This is a genomic window from Streptomyces sp. STAM6 (assembly GCF_054963715.1).
On record NZ_JBUEFZ010000031.1, the window covers coordinates 37,020 to 56,348 of the forward strand.

General features: G+C 69.4%; 12 protein-coding genes and 1 pseudogene. 6 read left to right on the forward strand and 7 right to left on the reverse strand.

The annotated features are described in order from the left end of the window. Positions 1–537: 537 nt before the first annotated feature. The 3 genes from ACY34K_RS27245 to ACY34K_RS27255 all read right to left on the reverse strand — a co-directional run bounded on the left by ACY34K_RS27245 (position 538) and on the right by ACY34K_RS27255 (position 3,893). Complete coding sequence (locus ACY34K_RS27245) at positions 538–1,665, reverse strand: zinc metalloprotease (RefSeq protein WP_462751673.1); 1,128 nt, start codon at positions 1,663–1,665, stop codon at positions 538–540. A gap of 591 nt (positions 1,666–2,256) precedes the next feature. Then, a complete protein-coding gene (locus ACY34K_RS27250; RefSeq protein ID WP_462751675.1) occupies positions 2,257–3,039 on the reverse strand; it encodes a calcium-binding protein in 783 nt (260 codons plus the stop codon). Positions 3,040–3,110: 71 nt separating this feature from the next. Further along, on the reverse strand, positions 3,111–3,893 hold the full coding sequence (locus ACY34K_RS27255; protein ID WP_462751677.1) for a calcium-binding protein: 783 nt from the start codon (positions 3,891–3,893) through the stop codon (positions 3,111–3,113). A 950-nt stretch (positions 3,894–4,843) separates the two neighbouring features. On the opposite strand from ACY34K_RS27255, the gene ACY34K_RS27260 reads away from it, so the two are divergent. Continuing rightward, entirely contained in the window at positions 4,844–5,248 is a 405-nt protein-coding gene (locus ACY34K_RS27260) for a hypothetical protein (protein ID WP_462751679.1), read from the forward strand. A gap of 55 nt (positions 5,249–5,303) precedes the next feature. After that, on the forward strand, positions 5,304–5,597 hold the full coding sequence (locus ACY34K_RS27265) for a hypothetical protein (RefSeq protein ID WP_462751681.1): 294 nt from the start codon (positions 5,304–5,306) through the stop codon (positions 5,595–5,597). Positions 5,598–6,887: 1,290 nt separating this feature from the next. On the opposite strand, the gene ACY34K_RS27270 is transcribed toward ACY34K_RS27265, so the two are convergent. Further along, positions 6,888–9,056, reverse strand: coding sequence for a trehalose-6-phosphate synthase (locus ACY34K_RS27270; RefSeq protein WP_462751683.1), 2,169 nt, complete (start codon positions 9,054–9,056; stop codon positions 6,888–6,890). A 434-nt stretch (positions 9,057–9,490) separates the two neighbouring features. Between ACY34K_RS27270 and ACY34K_RS27275 the strand changes: the two genes are divergently transcribed. Then, positions 9,491–9,709: a hypothetical protein gene (locus ACY34K_RS27275; protein WP_462751747.1), complete on the forward strand. Its 219-nt coding sequence runs from the start codon at positions 9,491–9,493 to the stop codon at positions 9,707–9,709. An 827-nt stretch (positions 9,710–10,536) separates the two neighbouring features. On the opposite strand, the pseudogene ACY34K_RS27280 reads toward ACY34K_RS27275, so the two are convergent. Next, positions 10,537–10,686: pseudogene (locus ACY34K_RS27280) on the reverse strand (MerR family transcriptional regulator); the annotation flags it as partial. An 811-nt stretch (positions 10,687–11,497) separates the two neighbouring features. On the opposite strand from ACY34K_RS27280, the gene ACY34K_RS27285 reads away from it, so the two are divergent. After that, complete coding sequence (locus tag ACY34K_RS27285) at positions 11,498–12,004, forward strand: DoxX family protein (RefSeq protein WP_462751685.1); 507 nt, start codon at positions 11,498–11,500, stop codon at positions 12,002–12,004. 472 nt (positions 12,005–12,476) lie between these two features. On the opposite strand, the gene ACY34K_RS27290 is transcribed toward ACY34K_RS27285, so the two are convergent. After that, positions 12,477–12,902, reverse strand: a complete 426-nt coding sequence (locus ACY34K_RS27290) for an antibiotic biosynthesis monooxygenase (protein WP_462751687.1) — start codon at positions 12,900–12,902, stop codon at positions 12,477–12,479. A 603-nt stretch (positions 12,903–13,505) separates the two neighbouring features. Here ACY34K_RS27290 and ACY34K_RS27295 point away from each other — a divergent pair. Both ACY34K_RS27295 and ACY34K_RS27300 read left to right on the forward strand, forming a co-directional pair. Continuing rightward, the gene (locus ACY34K_RS27295; protein WP_462751689.1) at positions 13,506–14,024 is read left to right on the forward strand and encodes an ATP-binding protein; all 519 of its coding nucleotides are present in this window, start codon (positions 13,506–13,508) and stop codon (positions 14,022–14,024) included. Positions 14,025–14,721: 697 nt separating this feature from the next. Then, positions 14,722–16,461, forward strand: coding sequence for an RNA polymerase sigma factor (locus ACY34K_RS27300; RefSeq protein WP_462751691.1), 1,740 nt, complete (start codon positions 14,722–14,724; stop codon positions 16,459–16,461). 438 nt (positions 16,462–16,899) lie between these two features. Here ACY34K_RS27300 and ACY34K_RS27305 read toward each other — a convergent pair whose 3' ends face one another. Beyond that, complete coding sequence (locus tag ACY34K_RS27305; protein ID WP_462751693.1) at positions 16,900–18,054, reverse strand: oxygenase MpaB family protein; 1,155 nt, start codon at positions 18,052–18,054, stop codon at positions 16,900–16,902. Positions 18,055–19,329 lie beyond the last annotated feature (1,275 nt).

A 19,329-nucleotide genomic window follows, 5' to 3' on the forward strand; every position in this document is an offset into this window, starting at 1 on the left:
TGCTTGCGATTCCAGCGGCACCGCGGCGAGGCGCGCATCGCCGACGGCGGGGAACTCCACGCGATTCTGGAGCAGCGCAGGACGAGGAACCAACGCTGAGCGGCCTTGGGAACCACCGCACCGCGGTGGTCGAGTTCGCTTCCGGGCGGCCGATGCGACGGGAGGCGCCTGGGGCAGGAAGCGCGGGCTGACGGAGGACCGCACGGACGGCGCGCGGGAGGCCCGGCGCGGGGAGCAGTTCGCTGAACAGACGTACTCACTCGAGATCAGAGATCATCCCTGCGGGCGCCCCAAGCGGACTTTGTGCGCGACGAGCAGGCATCCCTCATGGGACCCATCCCTGCCGGCACGGGCAGCAAAGCCCGTTGTCCGTGCGACGGCTCTGCGGGTGGATGCGCCTCCGCTGCCGGCGCGTACCTGCGTCAGCCCGACCCGTAGCGGGGCGCGTTGACCTGCGGCATGTGGCCAACTGGTCTCGGGCGAACCGCCCGAGACGCTGCTCGTAGCGTGTGCCGACAGACACGGCCTCCGCTCGGCTCAGCCAACGCCCGCGGCTTGTGCGGCGGCAAGCTCCCCGGCCCTGCTGCGGTACGCCTCGACGAGGCTGCCGCCGTCCGACCCGGGATGCCCTTCCGGGCTGAGCCCCGCCGACCGCAGGACCGCGTCGGCGCGGGCCTGGAGGTCCGCCAATTCGCGGGCGAGGTGCGGGTACAGCAGCCTGAGCCCGCGCCGGTCGCCGTCCGACAGGTTCTGCCCGTCACCGCTCGGTGCGCAGCTGCTCGGGTTGGACTTGTAGAAGAACGACGGGAACCGGTACAGCATCACGGATCGTGAGTCGAAGGGGCCTGCCACGACATCCGGGTCGTCCTCGGTGCGAAGGTTGTGATCCACCTTCGCGCGCGGCCAATTGTTCGGCTCACCCGCGAGGTACGTGTAAATGCCCGGGCGCCGTCCCTGAGCGTCCGCCACGAACACACCGTCGGCATCCTGTGTGGGAACATACCCGGCTTCGTCATCCCAGCGGAATTCGCCCTCGCAGGTGCCGCGCATGTTCTGGTGGGAGTGGTGGAATCCCAGTGCGTGCAGGAACTCGTGACGCACCGTACCCTCCCACTTGTCGGGTCTGTCGACCGCGTAGCGCCCGAGGTTGAGGCTGCGCTGACCGGGGTTGCCCCCGACCGGGCCACCGCCCGCGCCGATGGTTCGATCCGTGCTGTCAGTGCCGACCAGGGAGAAGTAACCGTCCAGGTCGAAGCTGACGCGGATCTCGGCGGCGAAGGCCGTATCGGCCGTGGTCCATCGCCGGAACGTCCCGGTCGCTTCGTCGTGGCCGAAGTCGAGTCCGATGTTGCAACTGTCAGTGATCTGCGCCGTCGCTCCCGCGATGTCCGCGTGCAGTTGGTCGTCCCCGTCGAGGAACGCGACCCTTATAGCCGCACCGGGTCTCCACCGCGCGATGTCGGTGACAAGGAACTCCAGGCCGCCGCCGGCCAGTGAACGCCTCCACCGATCCCGCACTTCGATCGCCGCGACGACGCCATCAGGGAGAGACTCGAGTTTCATGATGCATCCTTTCGCATCGTTTCGAAACAGTCCCCCGACCGCGCTGATGACGGACGACCGGCCCGGCTCGATGCGCGAGCATGCCGCGCTGCCGGCCCACAACCCAGCTTGTCACGAATAGTCCGCTACCGCACACCCACTTCACATGGTTCAGAATTCATCGGCTCCGCCGACCTGGAACGGGACGAGCTGTGTACCGGCCTTGATGCCCTCGCCGCGCCAACGCGGCTTCCCACCTGCTCGGTTGCCATTCGCGCTTGGCACGGGGGGTGCGGGGCTGATCGTTCCGGATGGATTGCGGAATTCGCCCATTCTGGAGGTCCCCTTTCGCCGCCTCGGCGGCGTGCTGGTGGGCCCGGCAGACGGTGGAGTCGATGTGCACGTCCCAGGTGATCAGGCCGGCACTCACCAGTCCGCGCAGGACGACGCTCATGGACTGGCGGGTGACGAACGGGCCGCAGGCTGGTTCGGCCTCGGACAGCCCGGGTTGGCAGCGGTGAGGAGTGCGGAACAGCCTCGGCTGCGCCACCGTGCGTGCTGGGGGAGATCAAGGGCGGGTACGACCGTGCCACGATCTCCCCCAGCATGTGCTCCGTGGCTGCAGCGTCCTCAGTCCGGGCAGGAGCAGCGGACCACGCCTTGCCCGGCTGCTTCACCTCCCATCAGATGCGCATACGCGCACCGCAGTCGCTGTCAGGGGCAGTTGACCATCGAGTCGCCGATGTCGCGGTTGCAGGAGTCGAAAGCGAGACCGCCGTCGAGGCTGTCGTTGGCGTTGACGCCGTCAGTGGCGTTGAGCGTGTCATTGCCCTCGTCGCCGTTGAGGGTGTCGTTGCCGCTTCCTCCGGCCAGGGTGTCGTTTCCGGTGTTCCCATTGACGCTGTCGTTGCCTTCGTTGCCGTTGAGGGTGTCGTTTCCGGCGTTGCCGTTAATGGTGTCGTTCCCTCCCAACCCTGAGAGAGTGTCGTTTCCGGGCCCACCGTTGATGGTGTCGTTGCCCGGAGTCGCTGCCGTGGCGCCGAAGGCCCCGGTCGGGTCGTCGCCGACGAGATGGTCCGCGCGGGGGCCACCGTTGAGCAGGTCCTTGCCGCCACCCCCGTAGAGAGTGGCGGGAGCGTCCAGATTCGGGGAGACCGTGATGTCGTCGTCGGCGTCCTGGCCGTTGACCTGAACGGCTGTGGGGAGCGGACACACCGCGGTGTTCTCCGACCGTGTCTCGCACGGGGCGACGGCGCGTACCGCGTCCGCGGTGTCCGACACGAGTACGGAGCTGCCTTGACGGCGGATGGTGATGTCATTGGCCACCCCCTGATCGGCCGTGACCAGCAGGGTGCCGGCGGCCATCTCGACCACCGTGGCGCCGGCGAGGTCCCGGGACTCGGCGGCCAGCGGGGTCGCCGAGGCCGAGGTGCCGGCCAGCCCAGCGCAGAGGAGCGCTCCGGCCGAAAGGATCACGCAGATACGTCGCGCTGTCATGGTTGTGCGTCTCCTTCGTTGTGTCCCTGCCGCGCTGTCGGGCCTGCCCGCCCGCCTTTCCCGCTTGCTGGTCACGGGCATTCCGTGACGCTGTCGCCGAGGTCGGCCGTGCAGCTGTCGGCCTCCGTGCCCCCCTGCACGTAGTCGTTGCCGCCGACATCGTCGACGGCGTTGATGCTGTCCCGACCCGGGCCGCCTTCGGTGAAGTCGTTGCCGGTTCCGGCGGCCACCTGGTCGTTGCCGGTCCCGGCGCTCACCACGTCGTTCCCGGCCCCTGCGTTGATGACGTCGGAGCCTGCCCGGCCTTCGATCGAGTCATTGCCGGCGCCGCCGAAGATCCGGTCCGTGCCGCTGGCACCGGTGAGCGTGTCGTTGCCGCCTCCACCTGAGAGGAAGTCGGAGCCTTCATCCCCTTCCAGGGTGTCGTTCGCGCCGCCGCCCTGGAGGCTGTCGTCGCCGGCACCCCCGACGAGTGTCACCCCCGGACTCGCCAAGGAGGACGTGACGCTGTCGGCCTGGTCACCGGCGTTGACGACGAGTTCGGTGAGGCTGCCTGCCCCCGGACAGACGGCCTCTGTGGTGCTGACGGCGGTACACCCGCCGAAGGCCACGATGGTGTCACCGGTGTCCCTCACCCGGATCGTGTCGCCGACCTGCCACACGGAGATGGTGTTGCCCAGGCCGACCGAGGCCGTGACGGTAACGGAAGTGCCGTTCTTGCTCACCAGCGTGCCGGCCATGGCGGAGCCGGGCGGCTGGGCACCGGGGGTCGCACTCGCCGGGCCGGGGAGGCACAGCGTGAAGCCGAACACCGTTGTCAGGAGCGCAACGGTGCGATGAAGTGCCTTGTCCATGACCTGCCTCCTGGGAAGCGTGCGGGATCGTCACTCGGCTCGTACTGCTTTCGTGGAGCGGTGGTGACTGGCACGGCGGCACGCCGCCTGATGCCTGGAGCGGCGTTTGCCGCTTGGGGGCGCCGGGCGGTTTCGCGGGCCCGCGAACCGTTGCGCGTGTTCGCCCTCCGGCGTTCATAACGGAAGTGCGGCAGTCCGTGGTGGCTCACAGCACAACCGGGCGGGCCCTGCCGGGAGCGCTGTTCCACATCGGACGGCGCCCATCACCCCCTGGCTGCCGGACCCAAGCATGCCGTGTGGAGAACTTGTGGAGGAGGGGGGTTAACGCCATTGAAGGGAGTCCTCCGGAGGCGCGATTTCCTCCATACTCCGCGCCCGCTGATGCACAGTTGTTCGCACCCTTCTCGTCGGGTTTTCCGGTGAGCGCACTGGCCAGGCCGCCTGGCGAGGGGGCTTGGGGTGGCCGGTCCCGGTGACGCCGGCCTTCCTTTCGTCGATCCAGGCGTTGCATTTCGACCTCTCCCGCCCAGCCGAGGCTGGCCGATTGCAGAGCCGCTCACGGCACCGCCCAGGGGAGGGTCTTTCCGGTGATCGGATCGTTGGTCTGGTGTGTCGCCGACTGCTGCAGCGGGCACGGATCGAGCCGTTGCTGCTGGATCGGACATCGAAGCGGGGAGGGCGGTGGCGTGATCACCGGCAGGTGATCGACGTGATCGCGTTCAAATACCGCACGAGGCCCGTGAAGGGACCTGCCCGAGCACTTCGCGTCAGGGAAGGGTGCCGCCCAAACCCGGCTGTGGAAGTGAAGCGCCGACGGCAGCTTGCTACCGGCTACGGGCGTCGGCGGGAGGGCTGCCCCAAGACGACGCCGGACGTGGTCCTGGGGCGGCCGAAAAGGCCTTCTCGTCCCGGGTGATCCGTCGGCAGCGCATCGGCGCGGGTTCCGGGTGGTGATCCCGCAGCCGGCCGAGCAGGCCGCCAACCGCAAGCGGCTCGGCCACCTCGACGGCCGCCCACCGGTCTTCGACCGCGAGGCGTACGAACAGCGCAACATCGCCGAACGCCGCATCAACGAGCCCAAGCAGTGGCGCGGCCCGACCACCCGCCACGACACGACCGCCGGCGCCCTGCTGCCGGACTCACCTCACCGTCATCTTCGTCTGGCCAGCGCCATGGCCCGAGGGAAACAACCGAGGCGGTCACGTCGGCCGGGCATCGACGCCCAGCACCGGCCATTCGAGGATCACCCCCAAGGACCTACTCGTACGCCGTGCAGCGGGATGCTTTCGCAGCGAGGTCACGGCGTTCGGCACGTCGCGGCGCGTTTTGCCGGTTTTCATACTAATCTCCCGTAATCGTACGAAGTCGATCTATCACAGATCGCACAGACCTCACTCCGCCGGAGATGACATGCACAAGATTCGCAAGACTGCCGTCCTGGTCGCCGCCCTCGCCAGCGTCGGACTCATGAGTGCCGGCACCGCCCATGCCGACGGCCATGGGCACGGCCACGGCAAGGGTGGCGACCACTTCAACATCAAGCAGAGCTCCAAGTGCACGTCGCACGACCTGAACGTCGACGTCCTCGGTGAGGTCGGCATCCTCAACGGCCTGGGCGGCAACCTGCTGAACGGCGAGGGCCACCCGGGCGCACAGAGCACCCACGTCGGTTCGACCATGGGCTGCAGCAACAGCGCCCTGTAAGCCGTGTCCGGCGGATCATCAAGGATCGCTCACCAGCACCGGACGGACATTCCGCGCCGGCTGCCATGATCCGCCGGACACTCCCCTGCCTGTCGGCTTCTCCGGATTGGCGTGTCGAACGCTCCTGGCCCGCAGGCACTCACGGCAGCGGCTGGACCATCCGATGGGCCGGGGAAGCCCACCGACGGGGCTGGGCTCGCGCCGCCCCCGCGGCAACCTGGTTCCCGATCGGCGGCCGCGGCGTGGGCGGCACACCCCTGCTCGGGCCCTGCAGCAGGTCACTCTGTAGGCGGCGGTACTCCTCGGTGGCCACCCCCGTCGCCGACGCCCCAGCCCTCCGGCTGCATGCAGAGGGGTACGGATCACGCCCGGGGCGACGAGGTCGACACGGATCTTGTCGGCCGCGGGTGCGGCGGCCGGGCTGATCCGGGGGTGGGACGTCGGCCTGGCTGACGACGGACGGGAAGCGGGGAAGCCGACGACAGCGTGGTCCACCAGAACGGCGCCGATAGCGACGATGCTGCCGCCCCGGCCCTGCGTGCCGAGCGCACCTTCGCGTCACCGGAGCGGTCCAGGCGCAGCGGCGGCACCGACTCTCGCTCCCCCGTCCCGGCCCAAGGACATGCGGGTCCGCGCCCATGCGCACCGCGGGCACAGGGCGTTCCCGTTCACCGCTCCCCAGCTCGCGCACGTAGCGCACGACCCCAGCCGCCGGAGCGCCCTGGTCGTCGTTCGGCCCGTGTCCGTTCGGCGGCGCCCCTGCCTGGTGGGGGCTCGGACGTGCGGGCCCACGCCGACGGCGCCCTGCTCAGTCCTCGGGCGTCTGCCGGGCGCCCTTACAGGCTCGGCTTCCCTTGCGACACGTAGCGAACCCGCACGCGCTCCCTTATGGCAAGGGCTGCCACGGGGCCTACGGGCGGCCGGCGGAGCTGCTGGATCTTTCCCCCCTGCGGCTGGAGCGACCGGCATACGTCCCAGGCAGCCCAGCACCTGCCGTGCATCCGCCGAAAGCCCGCAACCGCACTGAGGCACGGGAACGGCCGACGTCCGCGAGCCGCCGGACCGCGGAAGGTGAGGAAACGCAGAGCCATCTGACGGCGCAACAAGCCTCGGCCCACCACAAAAGCGTCCACGGACTGGCCGCCGTGGCTCAGGACGGCGGTACGCGTCGTCTTCGGCGCGTGCGGACGCCCCGGAGTTCCGCCTCGATCATCCTGCTGCGCCGCTTCACCCGACGCGCCCGTGCTCGGCGGCAACGGCCGCTGGTGCCTTCGGGATCGAGGGCACCGTTCAAAGGGTGCGGCCGTGGATCTCGGTGAGGATGGTGCGGGCCCAGTCGGCCGGTGTGGGGGTGTCGAGGCAGGCGGCCAGGTGGGCAGTGTGGATGCGGCGTTCGCTGGGTGTCATCGTCAGAGCCCGATGAAGGGTGTCGACCAGGTCCTGGGAGGATTCTGGGTCGGTGAGGAGGGCGGCGGTGCCGAGGTGTTCCGCGGCACCGGCGTACCGGGACAGCACGAGCACTCCGGTGCGTTCGGTCGCGGCCAGGCAGGCGATGTACTCCTGTGCAGTGAGGTTCATTCCGTCGGCGAGCGAGGTTACCCAGTACACGTCGGCTGCCAGATAGTGGTCGACGATCTGCGGGAAGGGCAGGGGCCTGGGGATGTAGTCGACAGGCTGCCAGTCCGGTGTTCCCCAGCAGGCGTTGAGGGTGGTGATCGCCTCTTCGAGCTCCGTGCGCGTCGTGTCGTATGCGCGGATGCCGGGTTCGGGGGGCGGACAGATCAACCGGAACCGCACCCGGCCGCGCAGCTCCGGTGCCTGGTCGAGGAGGGTACCGAGGGTTCGCACTTTGTGGACGGGTGCCTTCGCGTAGTCCAGGCGCTCGACGGACAGTACGAGCATGTCGTCGTGTTCGCGGTGGCGCCTGGGACGGGTGCGGGCGTGGTGCTCGACCGCGGCACGGTCGATGCCCAGGGGGTGGACGCCGGTGCGTGGGGTGTGCGGGGCCCCGGCCAGGAGGTGCCGGAAGTTGGCGGCGTGGGTGGCGGTGTGGAATCCGGCCCAGTCGAGGTGCGTCAGCGAGGCGCACAGGTGCTCGGCGGCCGGGAGCCGCCGGAAGGTGTCAGGTGGGGGGAAGGGGGTGTGGTGGAAGAGACCGATGTGCAGGTCGGGGCGGCGTGGCTTGAGGAGGCCGGGGACGAGCCACATGTTGTAGTCGTGCAGCCAGACTGTTCCTCCGACGGCGGCGTGGGTGTCGAGGTGGTCGGCGAAGGCCGCGTTGAAGGCCTCGAAGGCTGCCCAGTGGCGGGCGTCGTGCCTGATGAGTTCCGGTCTGGACATCAGGGCGGGCCACAGCGTCTCCTTGCACGCACCGTGGAAGTAGTCCGCCCACGTCTTCGATGTCACGGGCAGTAGGGCCATGGGCAGGGCGGTGGGCATCGGAGGCGGTCCGGAGCGCGCGGCTGGGGCAGGGTGGTCGCTGCCCGGGGTTGGGGGCCGGTTCGTGACGAGGGCGGCCGCCCACACGGCGTCCGGCCCGCCGGAGCGCGGTTCCAGGGCGGAGCTGAGCGTGGGCAGGATGCCGTTGGGGCTGGCCGGGGGCCGCCACCGGCCCTCGGCGTAGTGCAGGGGAGGCCGGTGATAGCCGACGATCACCGGTGCGGGCCTGGGGATCCAGCCCAGATGCTCCATCGCCCACAAGATCGCCGCCGCGCCGGTCAGAGGAGGGCGGTACACACGCGCGCCGACCGGGACCGCGGCCCGCAGGGCAGGCTCGGCGTTCTGGGGAATCACCCCGTGGCTGCCGAGGTCGAAGAGCGACAGGTCATTGAGGGAATCACCGGCGACCAGCAGCGCGGAGGGCCGCCAGCCGTGCATCCGGGCAAGATTCCCTACGGCTGGCCCCTTGCCCGCGCGTTCGGGCAGAACGTCGAAGTAACGGCCTGCCGAATACGTCCAGGAGCACCCGAGGTCCTGGACAGCGGCCTGCAGTCTCGCCGTGAGGTGCTCCGCGCGGAGGGTGAAAGAGCAGCGGCCCTCTTGAACAACCCCCTCCTGATAGGCCAGCTGAGGGAATCGTCGCAACGCCGACCGCACCTGAGCAGCGCCGGGCCAACCGGCGCGAAGCCACCCTTCCACGTCCTCGAGATGGTGCATGTCGGTGGCGTCGATGACACTCGACCCGACATCCGCGACGATCCAGCGTGGCGAAGGGACCAGTGGGTCCTCGGCAAGGATCGTGCGGACTGACGCCAGGGAGCGCCCGGTGGCGAACACAAGGGTGATAGCGGGGTGCTGCTCGAGAACGCGGCGCAGCCGCCGACGGGCCCCTTCGTCGCCGCCGAGCAGAGTACCGTCGAGGTCGGTGACCAGTACACGCTCACCCAACGCGGAAAGCGCAGGAGGCGCAGGGCGTGCAGGCCGAGGACAGTAAGCGGTGGCTGGAACGTGATGGGCCATCGATCTCCCTGACAACAGCGACGCGACCGAGAACTCGCCTTGGCCGGCAGGCCACGCCGACCGAGGCCCTGTTCCTTGGTGTATGCCGCGACTCGCGGGGACCACCGCGGCTGACCACTCCAATGGATGACTCGTTTCCTTGGTCGGCGGAACGGTGGCAGAGCCGTCCGTGCGGTGCGCTCACCCGAAACCGTCACGCGGTGACGGTTTCGGGTGTGGTCGGCATGTGCCAAGCAGCCCGGCTGTGGCCGTGTCAGGAATGCCGCTCTTACCTGGAAGTCGCCTCCGTCCCGTTAACCATGGGGATCGAACGGCAAGGCATGGGGAAGCAACCTCCTCAAGGGCCCCGCTCAAGCCCTGCCCCTTGGGCGACGATCCTCGAGCAACCCGTCAGATGTCCGCAAGCCCCCGCCACCACCGCCTCGGAGAAGCTCATGTCGCACCCGAACCGGGCAATCGACGACATCATGGCCGCCGCGCGGGCCGCACCGGAAGAACTGATCACTCAACTGCTGGCAAGCGACGACCTGCGCGTGGTCCGGCTCGGCAAGGCCCTCCAGGACCTGCGGAGCCGCCGACCGCCGGCGTCCGACACCGGCCCCTGCGAGGGGACCGTCGTCATCGAGCCCATCACCCACGACCCGGCCTGGTGAATCTCCCCCGCCGCCGGCGCAGAAGCAAACCTCCTGATCCGGTCGGCGTCCCGGTGGCGGCCTCGTCTCAGAAGCAGTTCGTCATTCGCCCCGATCCCCACTCCCTGACCGCCCCGTCCGGCGCGTGTCTGTCTGTACGCATATCCGTGCGCGTGTCGCGGCCCGCGCAGGCGGCGACGGTCGGCAGCCCGCATCACCCGCCCGACCGATACGGCGCCACGCCCGCTGCCGCCCGCCCGATCTTCCGCAGGGCGACCCGGTGACCGACACGAGTGGGTCGGCAGGCCTCCTGGCACCAGCCCCCGTACGCTCATGTTGAGTTCGCCTCGCCGGCGGGCCGCCGCCGAAGTGCCGGGCCGACTTGGCTTCCTGGGCCAGGCGGCGGAGGGCCAGCAGGGCGGGTTCGAGGAGGTTCGAGACCAGAACGGCCCGTTCGGCCCGGGCCAGCAGGTCGCGCTCGCCGTGCATCTGGTGCACGTCCAGGTCGGCGATGCCGTCGGCGAGTCGGGCGTACGGCAGCAAGCCGCGCCAGTCTCAGCGCCCAGGTCGGCGAGTGCGGCCAGGACCTCTGCCAGGGTGTGGGCGGCCGGGTTGCCCGGTGACACTTCCCATCCCATTTCGACGATCAGCCGGCGAGCGTCGGCCACGCCCGCCGGCTCGGCCTCCGTCGAGGGCCGTTCCGTGCCGGCGTCCTCTTCCTTCATGGCCGGACGCACGCCCAGCACTATCCCGAAGACCTGGTGCAGATCGTCTTGTTCGGCGGTGATCGCGTCGAGGATCTCCTTCGTCGCGCCGGCCGAAAGGCCGCGCGTCGCGATCAGGGTGCGGATGAGCCGGAGCCGGCGCACATGGTCTTCACCGTAGTCGGCCTGGTTGGAGGCGGTGGGCCGCCCCGGAGGGAGCATCCCTTCACGCAAGTAGTACTTGATCAGCGGCACTTGTACGCCCGTTCGTCGACTGAGCTCGGAGACCTTCATCCACTCACTTCCTCAGCAACGGATAGCAGATAGCGCTATTATCCATTCTGCCGCGCCCATCCACTCGACCTCCCGAAAGGGCCCTTCGTCATGCCCACATCAGGCTGGACACCCCGAACCCCGCGCCGCCTCGGATCCGGGTACTCGTCACGGCATCCCGCTTCGAGCCATGGCCTCGCGAGGACGTCCCTCGCTTCCTGGCCCCGCCCATGTCCTCCCGGCATCAGATGAAAACCGCACCGGGCGCCTACGACTCCTCGCTGATCGCGCAACCCCTGCGGCGGTTCTTCTCTACCCCTCCGCCCGGCAGGACCGCGACACGCTCTCCGCATGCGCCGGCACCGCCCCCACGGCGACTCCGTGCACGCCATGCGCCTCGAGATGCGTCAATCGACCCTCGCCTTCCGGGAACCGACATCGAGCGCCCGCCGATCAACCGAGAGGAGTCCGCCAAACGCCGCCTCGCCGAGTAGACGCAGGACCACACCGCCGACCTGACTGCCGAGCCCGCCCGACGCCCGATACCGCGGCGGGCCACACCCTCTGAACCTCCGAGGGTCGGCGCGGCCGCGCCCGAACGCCCCTCCCGGGCTGACGTCACCGGAGTTCCGCTCGCGATCGGAAAGTCATCGCCGGCGCCGCACAACATCAGCCGGGGCCACCGGTCCCCACGCCCTGCAGGTCGTCGAGGACAGCGGCGCGGGCCCCAGCCGTCCCTGACGGCTTCTTCATGCCGCCCGCCGGACGTACGGCCCGAGCCCATTCTTCACCGCGGCCTGAACACGGCCGCCCCACCGAAAGGACTTTTCTCATGTTCGGCACCCTCATGCTCATCGCCGTTCCCACCGTGCTGTTCCGGCTGCTCGGCGCGTTCGGCGTCGGACGGTTCGCGACCTGGCGGGTGTCCGTCCTGCACGGCCTCGCTGTCATGCTGGTGTTCACGGCGAGCGCGCACTTCGTCCCGTCCACCCAAGGCCCCATGCCGGGCCACCACGACGTGGTCGCGATGGTCCCGCCGTTCGTGCCGTTCCCCCGCTTCGCGGTCTACGCGACGGGCGTCCTGGAACTTCTCGGCGCCGCCGGACTCGTCCGTGAGGCCACCCGGCCGATGGCCGGGCTCGGCCTCGCCGCACTCTTCGTCCTGATGCTCCCGGCCAATATTTTTGCGGCTGTCGAGCAGATCCCGTTCAACGGGGAGCCGGCGACGCCCCTGTGGTTCAGGATTCCCGAGCAGGTGATCTTCATCGGCGTCGCGCTGTGGGCCTACGCCCCGGCACGTGCCGCGGCCGACCGCCGGGCCGAAGGGGCGCCTGCGTAGAGTCGTAGCAGGTGGCCGACCGGCGCCATTCCTTGATTCGGTTGTTGATGCGGCGTTCGACCGTGTTGCGGTCGCGGTAAGGCGCGGTGTCGTGGGAGATGGGCCCGTCCACCCCGGCCGGCCCATCTTCTTGCGATCCACCGGCGTTCTCCGGCATCACTGCCCGGGTGCTGCGTCTGCACAGGTAGGCGTGGTCGGTGACGGCGGACCACTTTGTCCGCGGCCACGGCGGTCCGGGGCCGGCCGACCGGGGCCGGACGTCCGGACCGCGACCTCGACGCACTCCAGGCGGTGGGGAAGCGCGGGTGGCCAGTAACCTGGCCGGCGGGTCAGCACGAAGCACAGCGTGCGGCAGCGTCACCCGCCGCCAAGTGCGCCTCGGGGGTCGGACCGCGCCTGCCCAACAGCCAGCCGCGGCTCAATCACCCGCCCGCTCCTCGTCCGTCAGATCGCCCCGAATCATCCCGCCTGTCTACCGCCTTGGTCCCGCCGGGTCGGCGGAACTGCCGAACTCCTGATCCGAACGCGGCACACTCGCCGGCTTCAGAGCTGCGAGCGTGAAGTGCCGTACCTGAAGCGGCCCAACGAGGTACTCGTCCTCACCCGGCAGAACCACGGGCTGGTCACGCCAATGCTCGCCGGCATAGCCGACCAAGTCCTGCTCGCTGCGCCAGCGACTGACGTACAGCACCGAATCAGGCGGCGCGAGCAGTACCTCGTGGTCCACCAGCCCGGGGTAGCGGCTGGGAAACTCGCTCACCGCAGAGACGATCATCTCGCGGAATGCCTCGAAACGGCCAGGCCGTACACGTGCCTCACTCACCCTGATGATCACGTTCATCAGGGTGTCACGCACGGCGACGCGACGCCAGAGTCCTGCCGCGTGCTGCGAAAGCACTCCACCTCCGCGACCAGGAGACGCACCCGCACCACGCCGCCAGGCACCCCGTCATGCGCAGCGCCCCGAAAGCGGGATACACACGGCCGGGCCCACCGCCGGACAGTGTCTTCCTCAGTGATCCACTCGACGTGGTAACGCCCGCCTTCGCGGCCGGCTTTCCGCGCCAGGCCGCCCAGGCGCCCCTACTGTGCGTCGGCGGTGCGCGGCGGTATACCGAGCCTTGCGGCGACCTCTTCGTTCGCCGTCTTCCGCGGCCACGCCCGCCACCTGCCTTGCCCTCGGGGTCAGGGTGTAAGCGCTCCGGTGCCCGGGCTCCCGGGCCTGTGCCTCTGCCCCGCCGGCCCGCGCGGGTGAGCGGGGCTCCGCGGACCAGCACCTGCGATGGCGGTGCGCGTATACCCTGTCACGTTGGGTGGTGGTGCCCCTCGGGAGGGTTCGCGGCGGTGATCAGTACCCAACGCTCCGGCCAGGAATAGGGGGTGGACCCCAATTGAACCCCCATCCCTCGGCGCGGTCCTCTGGGAGTCAGGGAGGGCGGAAACCCAGAGCTTCACCCCAGATCCTGGAGAAACCATGACTCCTTACCTCGACTCAGGTGGCTTGGTCACCACAAAGGTGACTGCCCTGGTCGGCACCCCCGTGGGTGCCACGGCCGCCCGGAGCAGGTGGGCGCACCGTTCCGGCCGCCGGCACTGCGGGCTGCCCGCCCGGCAGCGGCCGAGTGAGTTCCGCAGCCTACGGCTCAAGCTGCCGGCGGCCACGCGTGTCGTGCCCGGTGCCCGCCGTCGGGTGCGGCGGACCGTGACCGAGTGGGGCTGGGGCGACCAGGCGGACACGGTGGAACTCCTCTTCTGCGAGCTGCTCTCCAATGCCGTCCAGCATGCGCCGGGCGGCACCCGACGGGTCGATGTCGAAATCAACCAGGGCCACGAGTCGCTCGTCGTGACAGTGCGTGACTCGGGGTGCGGCAGCCCCCAGGCGGCCGTTCCCGGCTTCCGTCCGCAGGAGCTGGCCGAGAGCGGCCGCGGCCTGGTGCTGGTGGAGGCGATGTCCTCGCAGTGGGGCAGTATCCGGTCACGGGAAGGAACGAAGACTTGGTTCGCGGTCGGCCACGACTGAAGGGTGCCGTACGACAACACCGCCCATTCGCGGGCCCCGTCCAACGCTCTCGCGTCTGTCGCTGGCCGGAGTTTGCCGCGGCCTTCAAGCCCACGATGCACGCCCCCTCCGAGACGTGGCGCGGGCCATGCGGCCGGCGCGAGATGCTCACAGCGGTCGGTCCGACAGGCGTACACACCTGCCGCCGCCCAGTCGGCGAAGCCTCGATGCCGGGGCGGCATCGCCTGTTCACCTGTGCTGCCCGGCCCGGCAGCCCTCCGCACCGGCTACAGGGCCAGGACGTAGGGCCGATCGCCGGTGCGGGTCGCACGGCGCCCGCGATCCCAACGAAAGGTAAATGTTGAGTAAAGTGCCGGGACGTTACTGCCCGAGCCCACTCGTTAGCGATGTCCAGGGCCGGGCTCGTCATGGGAGCCCGCGCCGGCCATTTCACCGATAGAGGCAATGCAGAAAGAGGGCTCGTATGGCAGTGCAGACGACCAATTCGCAGGTGTGGCGCTGACCCAGTACCTGAGGACACGACGGCGAACCCGGCAAGGCCGAACGGGTGCTAGCGCCGGTCGGCCGAAGCCCGGCACCGCGCCTGATTCGCAGTCCTGACTCGTGGCTCACACCACGCTCAGCCTTGTCGCGGGACGGGAGCCCGTGAGCCGGCCCGAACGTAGTCGCGATGGATGCCCTTGAGTGGGGAGGTGCTGTGCCGCTCGACGATCAGGAGGGCCTTGGAGCCCGCACCGACGCGGAACTGACAGCCGAGGTGCGGACGTCGCAGGCGGAAGCTGAGCTGGCCGAGCTGTACCGTCGGCACCACTCGGCCGTGCTGGCGTACGCGGGCACCTGTTGTCGCAACTCGCACACCGCCCAGGACCTCACCTCCGAGGCGTTCACCCGCACACTCCAGGCCGTGCGTGCAGGCCGGGGCCCGGAAAACGCCTGGCGGCCATATCTCCTTGCGGTAGTCCGTCGCACCGCAGCCGAGTGGGCCAACACCTCACGCCGAACCGACCTCTCACCCGATTTCGAGAAGTGGCTCACTCATCTGGACACTGCGGAACCCGAGGAGAGCGGCGAAGAACGAGTGCTGCGCATGGAGGACAACAACTTCGTGTTGCGCGCCTTCAACACACTCCCTGAACGCTGGCAGGCGGTCCTGTGGCACACCCTCGTCGAGGACGAGCCCGCGGCGAACGTAGGAGCGCTGCTGGGACTGAGCGCCAGTGGCGTCGGCTCCCTCGCCGCACGAGCCCGGGAAGGACTGCGCGAGGCATACTTGGCCGTGCACGCCCAGGACGGCGCCGGCAGCGAGGAGTGCCGACGGTACGGCGCCCTGCTCGCCGCCGCTGTCCGCGGCAACGGCCGTCGGACGAGCAACAGCCTGGCCCGGCACTTGAACGACTGCGCTCGCTGCTCCCGGGCACTTACGGACCTTACGGAGCTCAACCAGCGTGTGCCGTCCGTGCTGCCCGCCGGCCTGCTTGTGTGGGGCACGGCCGCCTACCTCGCTGCACAAGGGAGCAAAGCCAACGCCGCGACGGCACTGGGCACGGCACCCGCGAGCCTCCCGGCCGACGGCTCCACCGGCCTGTTGGCCAAGGTCCAGGCATCGTGGGTCTCCCTCGGCGCAACAGCGGCGACCCTGGCCCTCCTCGTCAGTATCGCCCCCCTGTTGTCGCCCCCCGGCGATCAGGATGGGGCGCCGACGCCATCGATCAGCCCGTCGCTGACCGGCTCACCGTCAGCCACCGATACAGCGCTTCCGCGGCCGAGGGCATCGAAAACCGCAAGACCGGCCTCGAGTGCGCGTTCCTCGCCCGGCGCGTCACCCACTCGTACGCGCAAGCAGCCCGTGCCTCCCCAGCCCGAGTCCGCACCGCCCGCGTCTACGTCTACGTCTACGGGCAACCTCCTTGCCAATGCCGGCGCCGAAACGGGTCCGTGCTCCGAACGCGGCGAGGACTCCATGGACATACCCGGGTGGCAGACCCTCTCAGGCGCTCCTGTTCCCCTGTGCTACGGCTTCCCCAACATGAACACCTCAGAAGGCCCTCAGGGCTCCGGACTGCCTGGGAAGGCCTACTTCGCCGGCGGACTCGAGAGCTCCTCGGCCATCACCCAGTCAATAGGCCTCCCCTCGACGCCCAGCGGGAAACCCGCGTCCTATACGTTGTCGGGCTGGCTGGGTGGCTGGGCTTACGAGGAGGAATACGCAGAGGTGACTGCGGACTTCGTCGCTGCTGACGAGCGTGTCCTGCACACTGCCGAGCTCGCGCCGGTCTCCGCCGAAAGCAGGGGATACGGGAACGGGTTCCGCTGGCAAACGGTCACGGGCGTGGTGCCGGTCGAGGCGGACAAGGTCACCATCACCCTCACGTTTACCGGGTCAGGCGACAACTTCAACGACGCGTACGCCGAAGGCCTCCACTTCAGTCTCGAGTGAAAGATGCAGCGCTTCACGCCGCCGCCCACCTTCCCGTACGAGGACCGGCTCATCGTCGCCCGTGCGAGACCCCGTACGACGCCGGTACGAACGCCTCTGACCGCCGATCGCAACCCGACCGGGGTTCTGCGGACCGCGCGCCGCGCCCATGAGGAACAGGTGGACCCGGCGGGGAGGCCGCGCATGTCCTCGCCGTCCTGTGGGCCGTGGTGATCTCGAGGTGTCATTCCTCGGGGTGGTCGCGGACCGGCGGCCGTCGCGGGGTACGCCCTGAGGTGTGAGCCCTCCGAGGGCCGCGTTTCCTCGTTGGTGCCTCCACCGGCCCCACGGCCCCGCGGTCCTGCGGCCGCTCCGGCCGGCCGGCGGTGCGCGGCTCCGGCGGTGTGAGGGTCGCCGGAGACGAGCTGCCCGCCGAAACCGGCGACTGCGACAGCGGTGTCAGCGGCCGTCGTGGAGTTCCTGATGCATCTGGGGCTGGTCGTCCTGGCCCTGGGTGAGTGCGGCCTTCTCCATGTCCCGGAAGGCGGTCGAGGCGATGCCGATGATGTCCTTGTAGGGATTGACGCCCGTGGTCTTCTCGGCGCCGCCGCCCAGCAGACCCCCGCCCAGCCCGCTGACGACCTTGTGTCCGGCTGCGACCGGCTTGCCCGCAGCGGACAGCAGCCCCTTGGGCAGGCCGGCCATGTCCGCGTACTTGTCGGTCAACGCGGTGCGGACCATGGCGATGAACGCGTCATGGGAAGGTCCGGGGAAGAACTTCTTGTAGTAGTTGACGGCCTGCTTGGTCATGAAGACCCCGTCGTCGGTCTTCTTCCACTCCTTGTCGCGCTCCTGGGTCCACAGGCGGTCGACCTCGTCGGCGTCCTTCGGCAGCACCCACTTCTCCGGGGTGCCGAGGAAGTGGTTGACGTAGTGCCACGCACACATGAACCCGTGCGCGTCGTCCTTGGAGACGTCCAGGCCGAGGTTGCGCATGGCCTGGAGAACCTGGACGGAGAAGACACAGGCAGCGCCGGTGGTGTACTTCTGCGAAACCGGCTCACCCCACTTGGCGTAGTCCCACTCGCCGGACTTCTTGTGGAGCTGGCGGACCGAGGCGTGCACCAGGCGGACCTTCGTGACGTTCGCCTTCAGCGTGCCGTCGGTCAGCGCGTTCTTCTTGTCCATGTCGACGAACAGGCGGGACGACTGCGACAGACGACGGCCCGGTCCCTCGACCCCGCCCAGCCGCCCGGTGGAGCGAAGGGTGAACGCGCCGGTCGGGGCCAGGTAGGTGCCGATCAGCCCGACCGTGCCCTGGAGCATGGCCACCTCGCCGCGGTGGCGGCTGAAGAACTTCTCCGCGGCCTTGACATCCGCGTCCGTCCAGCCCGGCGGGTCAGCCTCCGCGCTCTTGAGGAAGGCGCCCAGCTTGGGCGGCAGATGGGAGTGGTCCTGTCCGGGCTTGAGGGTGGCGATCGTACGAAACAGGGCGTTGACCCCGTCGATCTCCTTGTTGTCGATCAGTTCGGAGACCAGTTCGTCGGCTTCCGGATCACCGGCCTTGCTGGCGGCTTCGAGTTCCTGGGCGACGTTCTCGGCTGTCAGTGGCACAACGCAACCTTCCTCTTCTACGGGGGCCGCTCGCCGGACGGCAGTGCAGGAAGACCTCCGGGCAGTGATCGCGACCGGCGAGCACCGCCATGGTTTCGGCCCCCACCACCGGCCGCCACCGCAATCGGGCAACGGATCGTTTCCCCCTCACCCGGATGGAACAGTCCGCCACCGGCCGAGAGCTCGCCGCACCCGTCCTGCTCCCGCCGCCGGGCCCTGGAGCGGGTCACGAGCTTCCGTCAGACGTCGCCGGAGCGGAAATCTGCGGGCCGGTGCTGAGGGGCGACGACAGGTGCCACCGACGCACACGACCCACTGGAACCGTATGCCGTACACATCACGCACAACGCGGGCAAGTGTCCCTTCGTCAGCCCCGCTGTCGGGCCCAGCGGGGCGAGGGGTGACGTTTCTCCGGTGAACCCGCTCGCCCACCCGGTGAGGACCTCGAACACTCACCTCCACGGATCGTCGTGGCGTCGCTATCCGCGTGATGGCGGGAGAAGCACCCGCGGCGGGGGATCACGGACGCGGTCTTCTAGTCATACGGGCAGGGTGGCTTGGCGGCAACTCCCGAAGTGGCTACCCCGTGGCGGTCCGGCCCTCCGCCGTACGGCGCTGATGGGGAGTCGATGATGGCCACGGCGCTGGACACGACCTCGGCGTGGTGCTCGTATGTCTCGGCGTGGTGCTCGTATGTACTGCCTCGGCAGAGGACGAGTTGGCGCTTGAGAGGGTTCTCGCGCTCTGAAGCTGCCGCCCACGTCCGCCCCGCCCAAGGGTGGGGGGACGACCGACCACCCCTGAACTCCACCTCCAGATGCAGGCCCCCATGAGCAGCACCAAGCGCGACGTCGACCACACCCGCGCCCAGCCGGAGCCGCCGGCTCGCCGCTCTGGCACCGGGACGGCCGGCAGGCCCGGCCGCTCGCCCCCCAGCAGCTCCGCAACCGCGAGCTCCTGGACCCCCGCGCAGAAGCACCCCACCCCGCTCCCCTCACTCCAGCACCTTGGCGGAGGCTTCACCATGACGTCGTCGAGCGGCGCTGTTCCAGCGCTGGCGAGTGACAACCATCTGCGGCAGCACTCTGTCGTGATGGAGCGTAGGTGGACGCTTCCTGGGTCGACTGCGCCCATTCGGCACTGGGGTCAGCAAGAGCAAGGAGAAGAGGCCGGACGAGTCGTGATGACACAACGGCCCCACGGCCCAGCGGAGACGTAGAGCAGCAAAGAACGCCCCGCCGCAAGCTGCGAAGGCCGCGGCGGGGCGATGGGGTG

What these genes read in the sequence shown, in the direction of transcription:
- ACY34K_RS27265 (WP_462751681.1), top strand. Translation starts at nt 5,304, where the DNA reads ATGCACAAGATTCGCAAGACTGCCGTCCTGGTCGCCGCCCTCGCCAGC.
- ACY34K_RS27255 (WP_462751677.1), bottom strand. Translation starts at nt 3,893, where the DNA reads ATGGACAAGGCACTTCATCGCACCGTTGCGCTCCTGACAACGGTGTTC.
- ACY34K_RS27270 (WP_462751683.1), bottom strand. Translation starts at nt 9,056, where the DNA reads ATGGCCCATCACGTTCCAGCCACCGCTTACTGTCCTCGGCCTGCACGC.
- ACY34K_RS27285 (WP_462751685.1), top strand. Translation starts at nt 11,498, where the DNA reads ATGTTCGGCACCCTCATGCTCATCGCCGTTCCCACCGTGCTGTTCCGG.
- ACY34K_RS27250 (WP_462751675.1), bottom strand. Translation starts at nt 3,039, where the DNA reads ATGACAGCGCGACGTATCTGCGTGATCCTTTCGGCCGGAGCGCTCCTC.
- ACY34K_RS27275 (WP_462751747.1), top strand. Translation starts at nt 9,491, where the DNA reads ATGTCGCACCCGAACCGGGCAATCGACGACATCATGGCCGCCGCGCGG.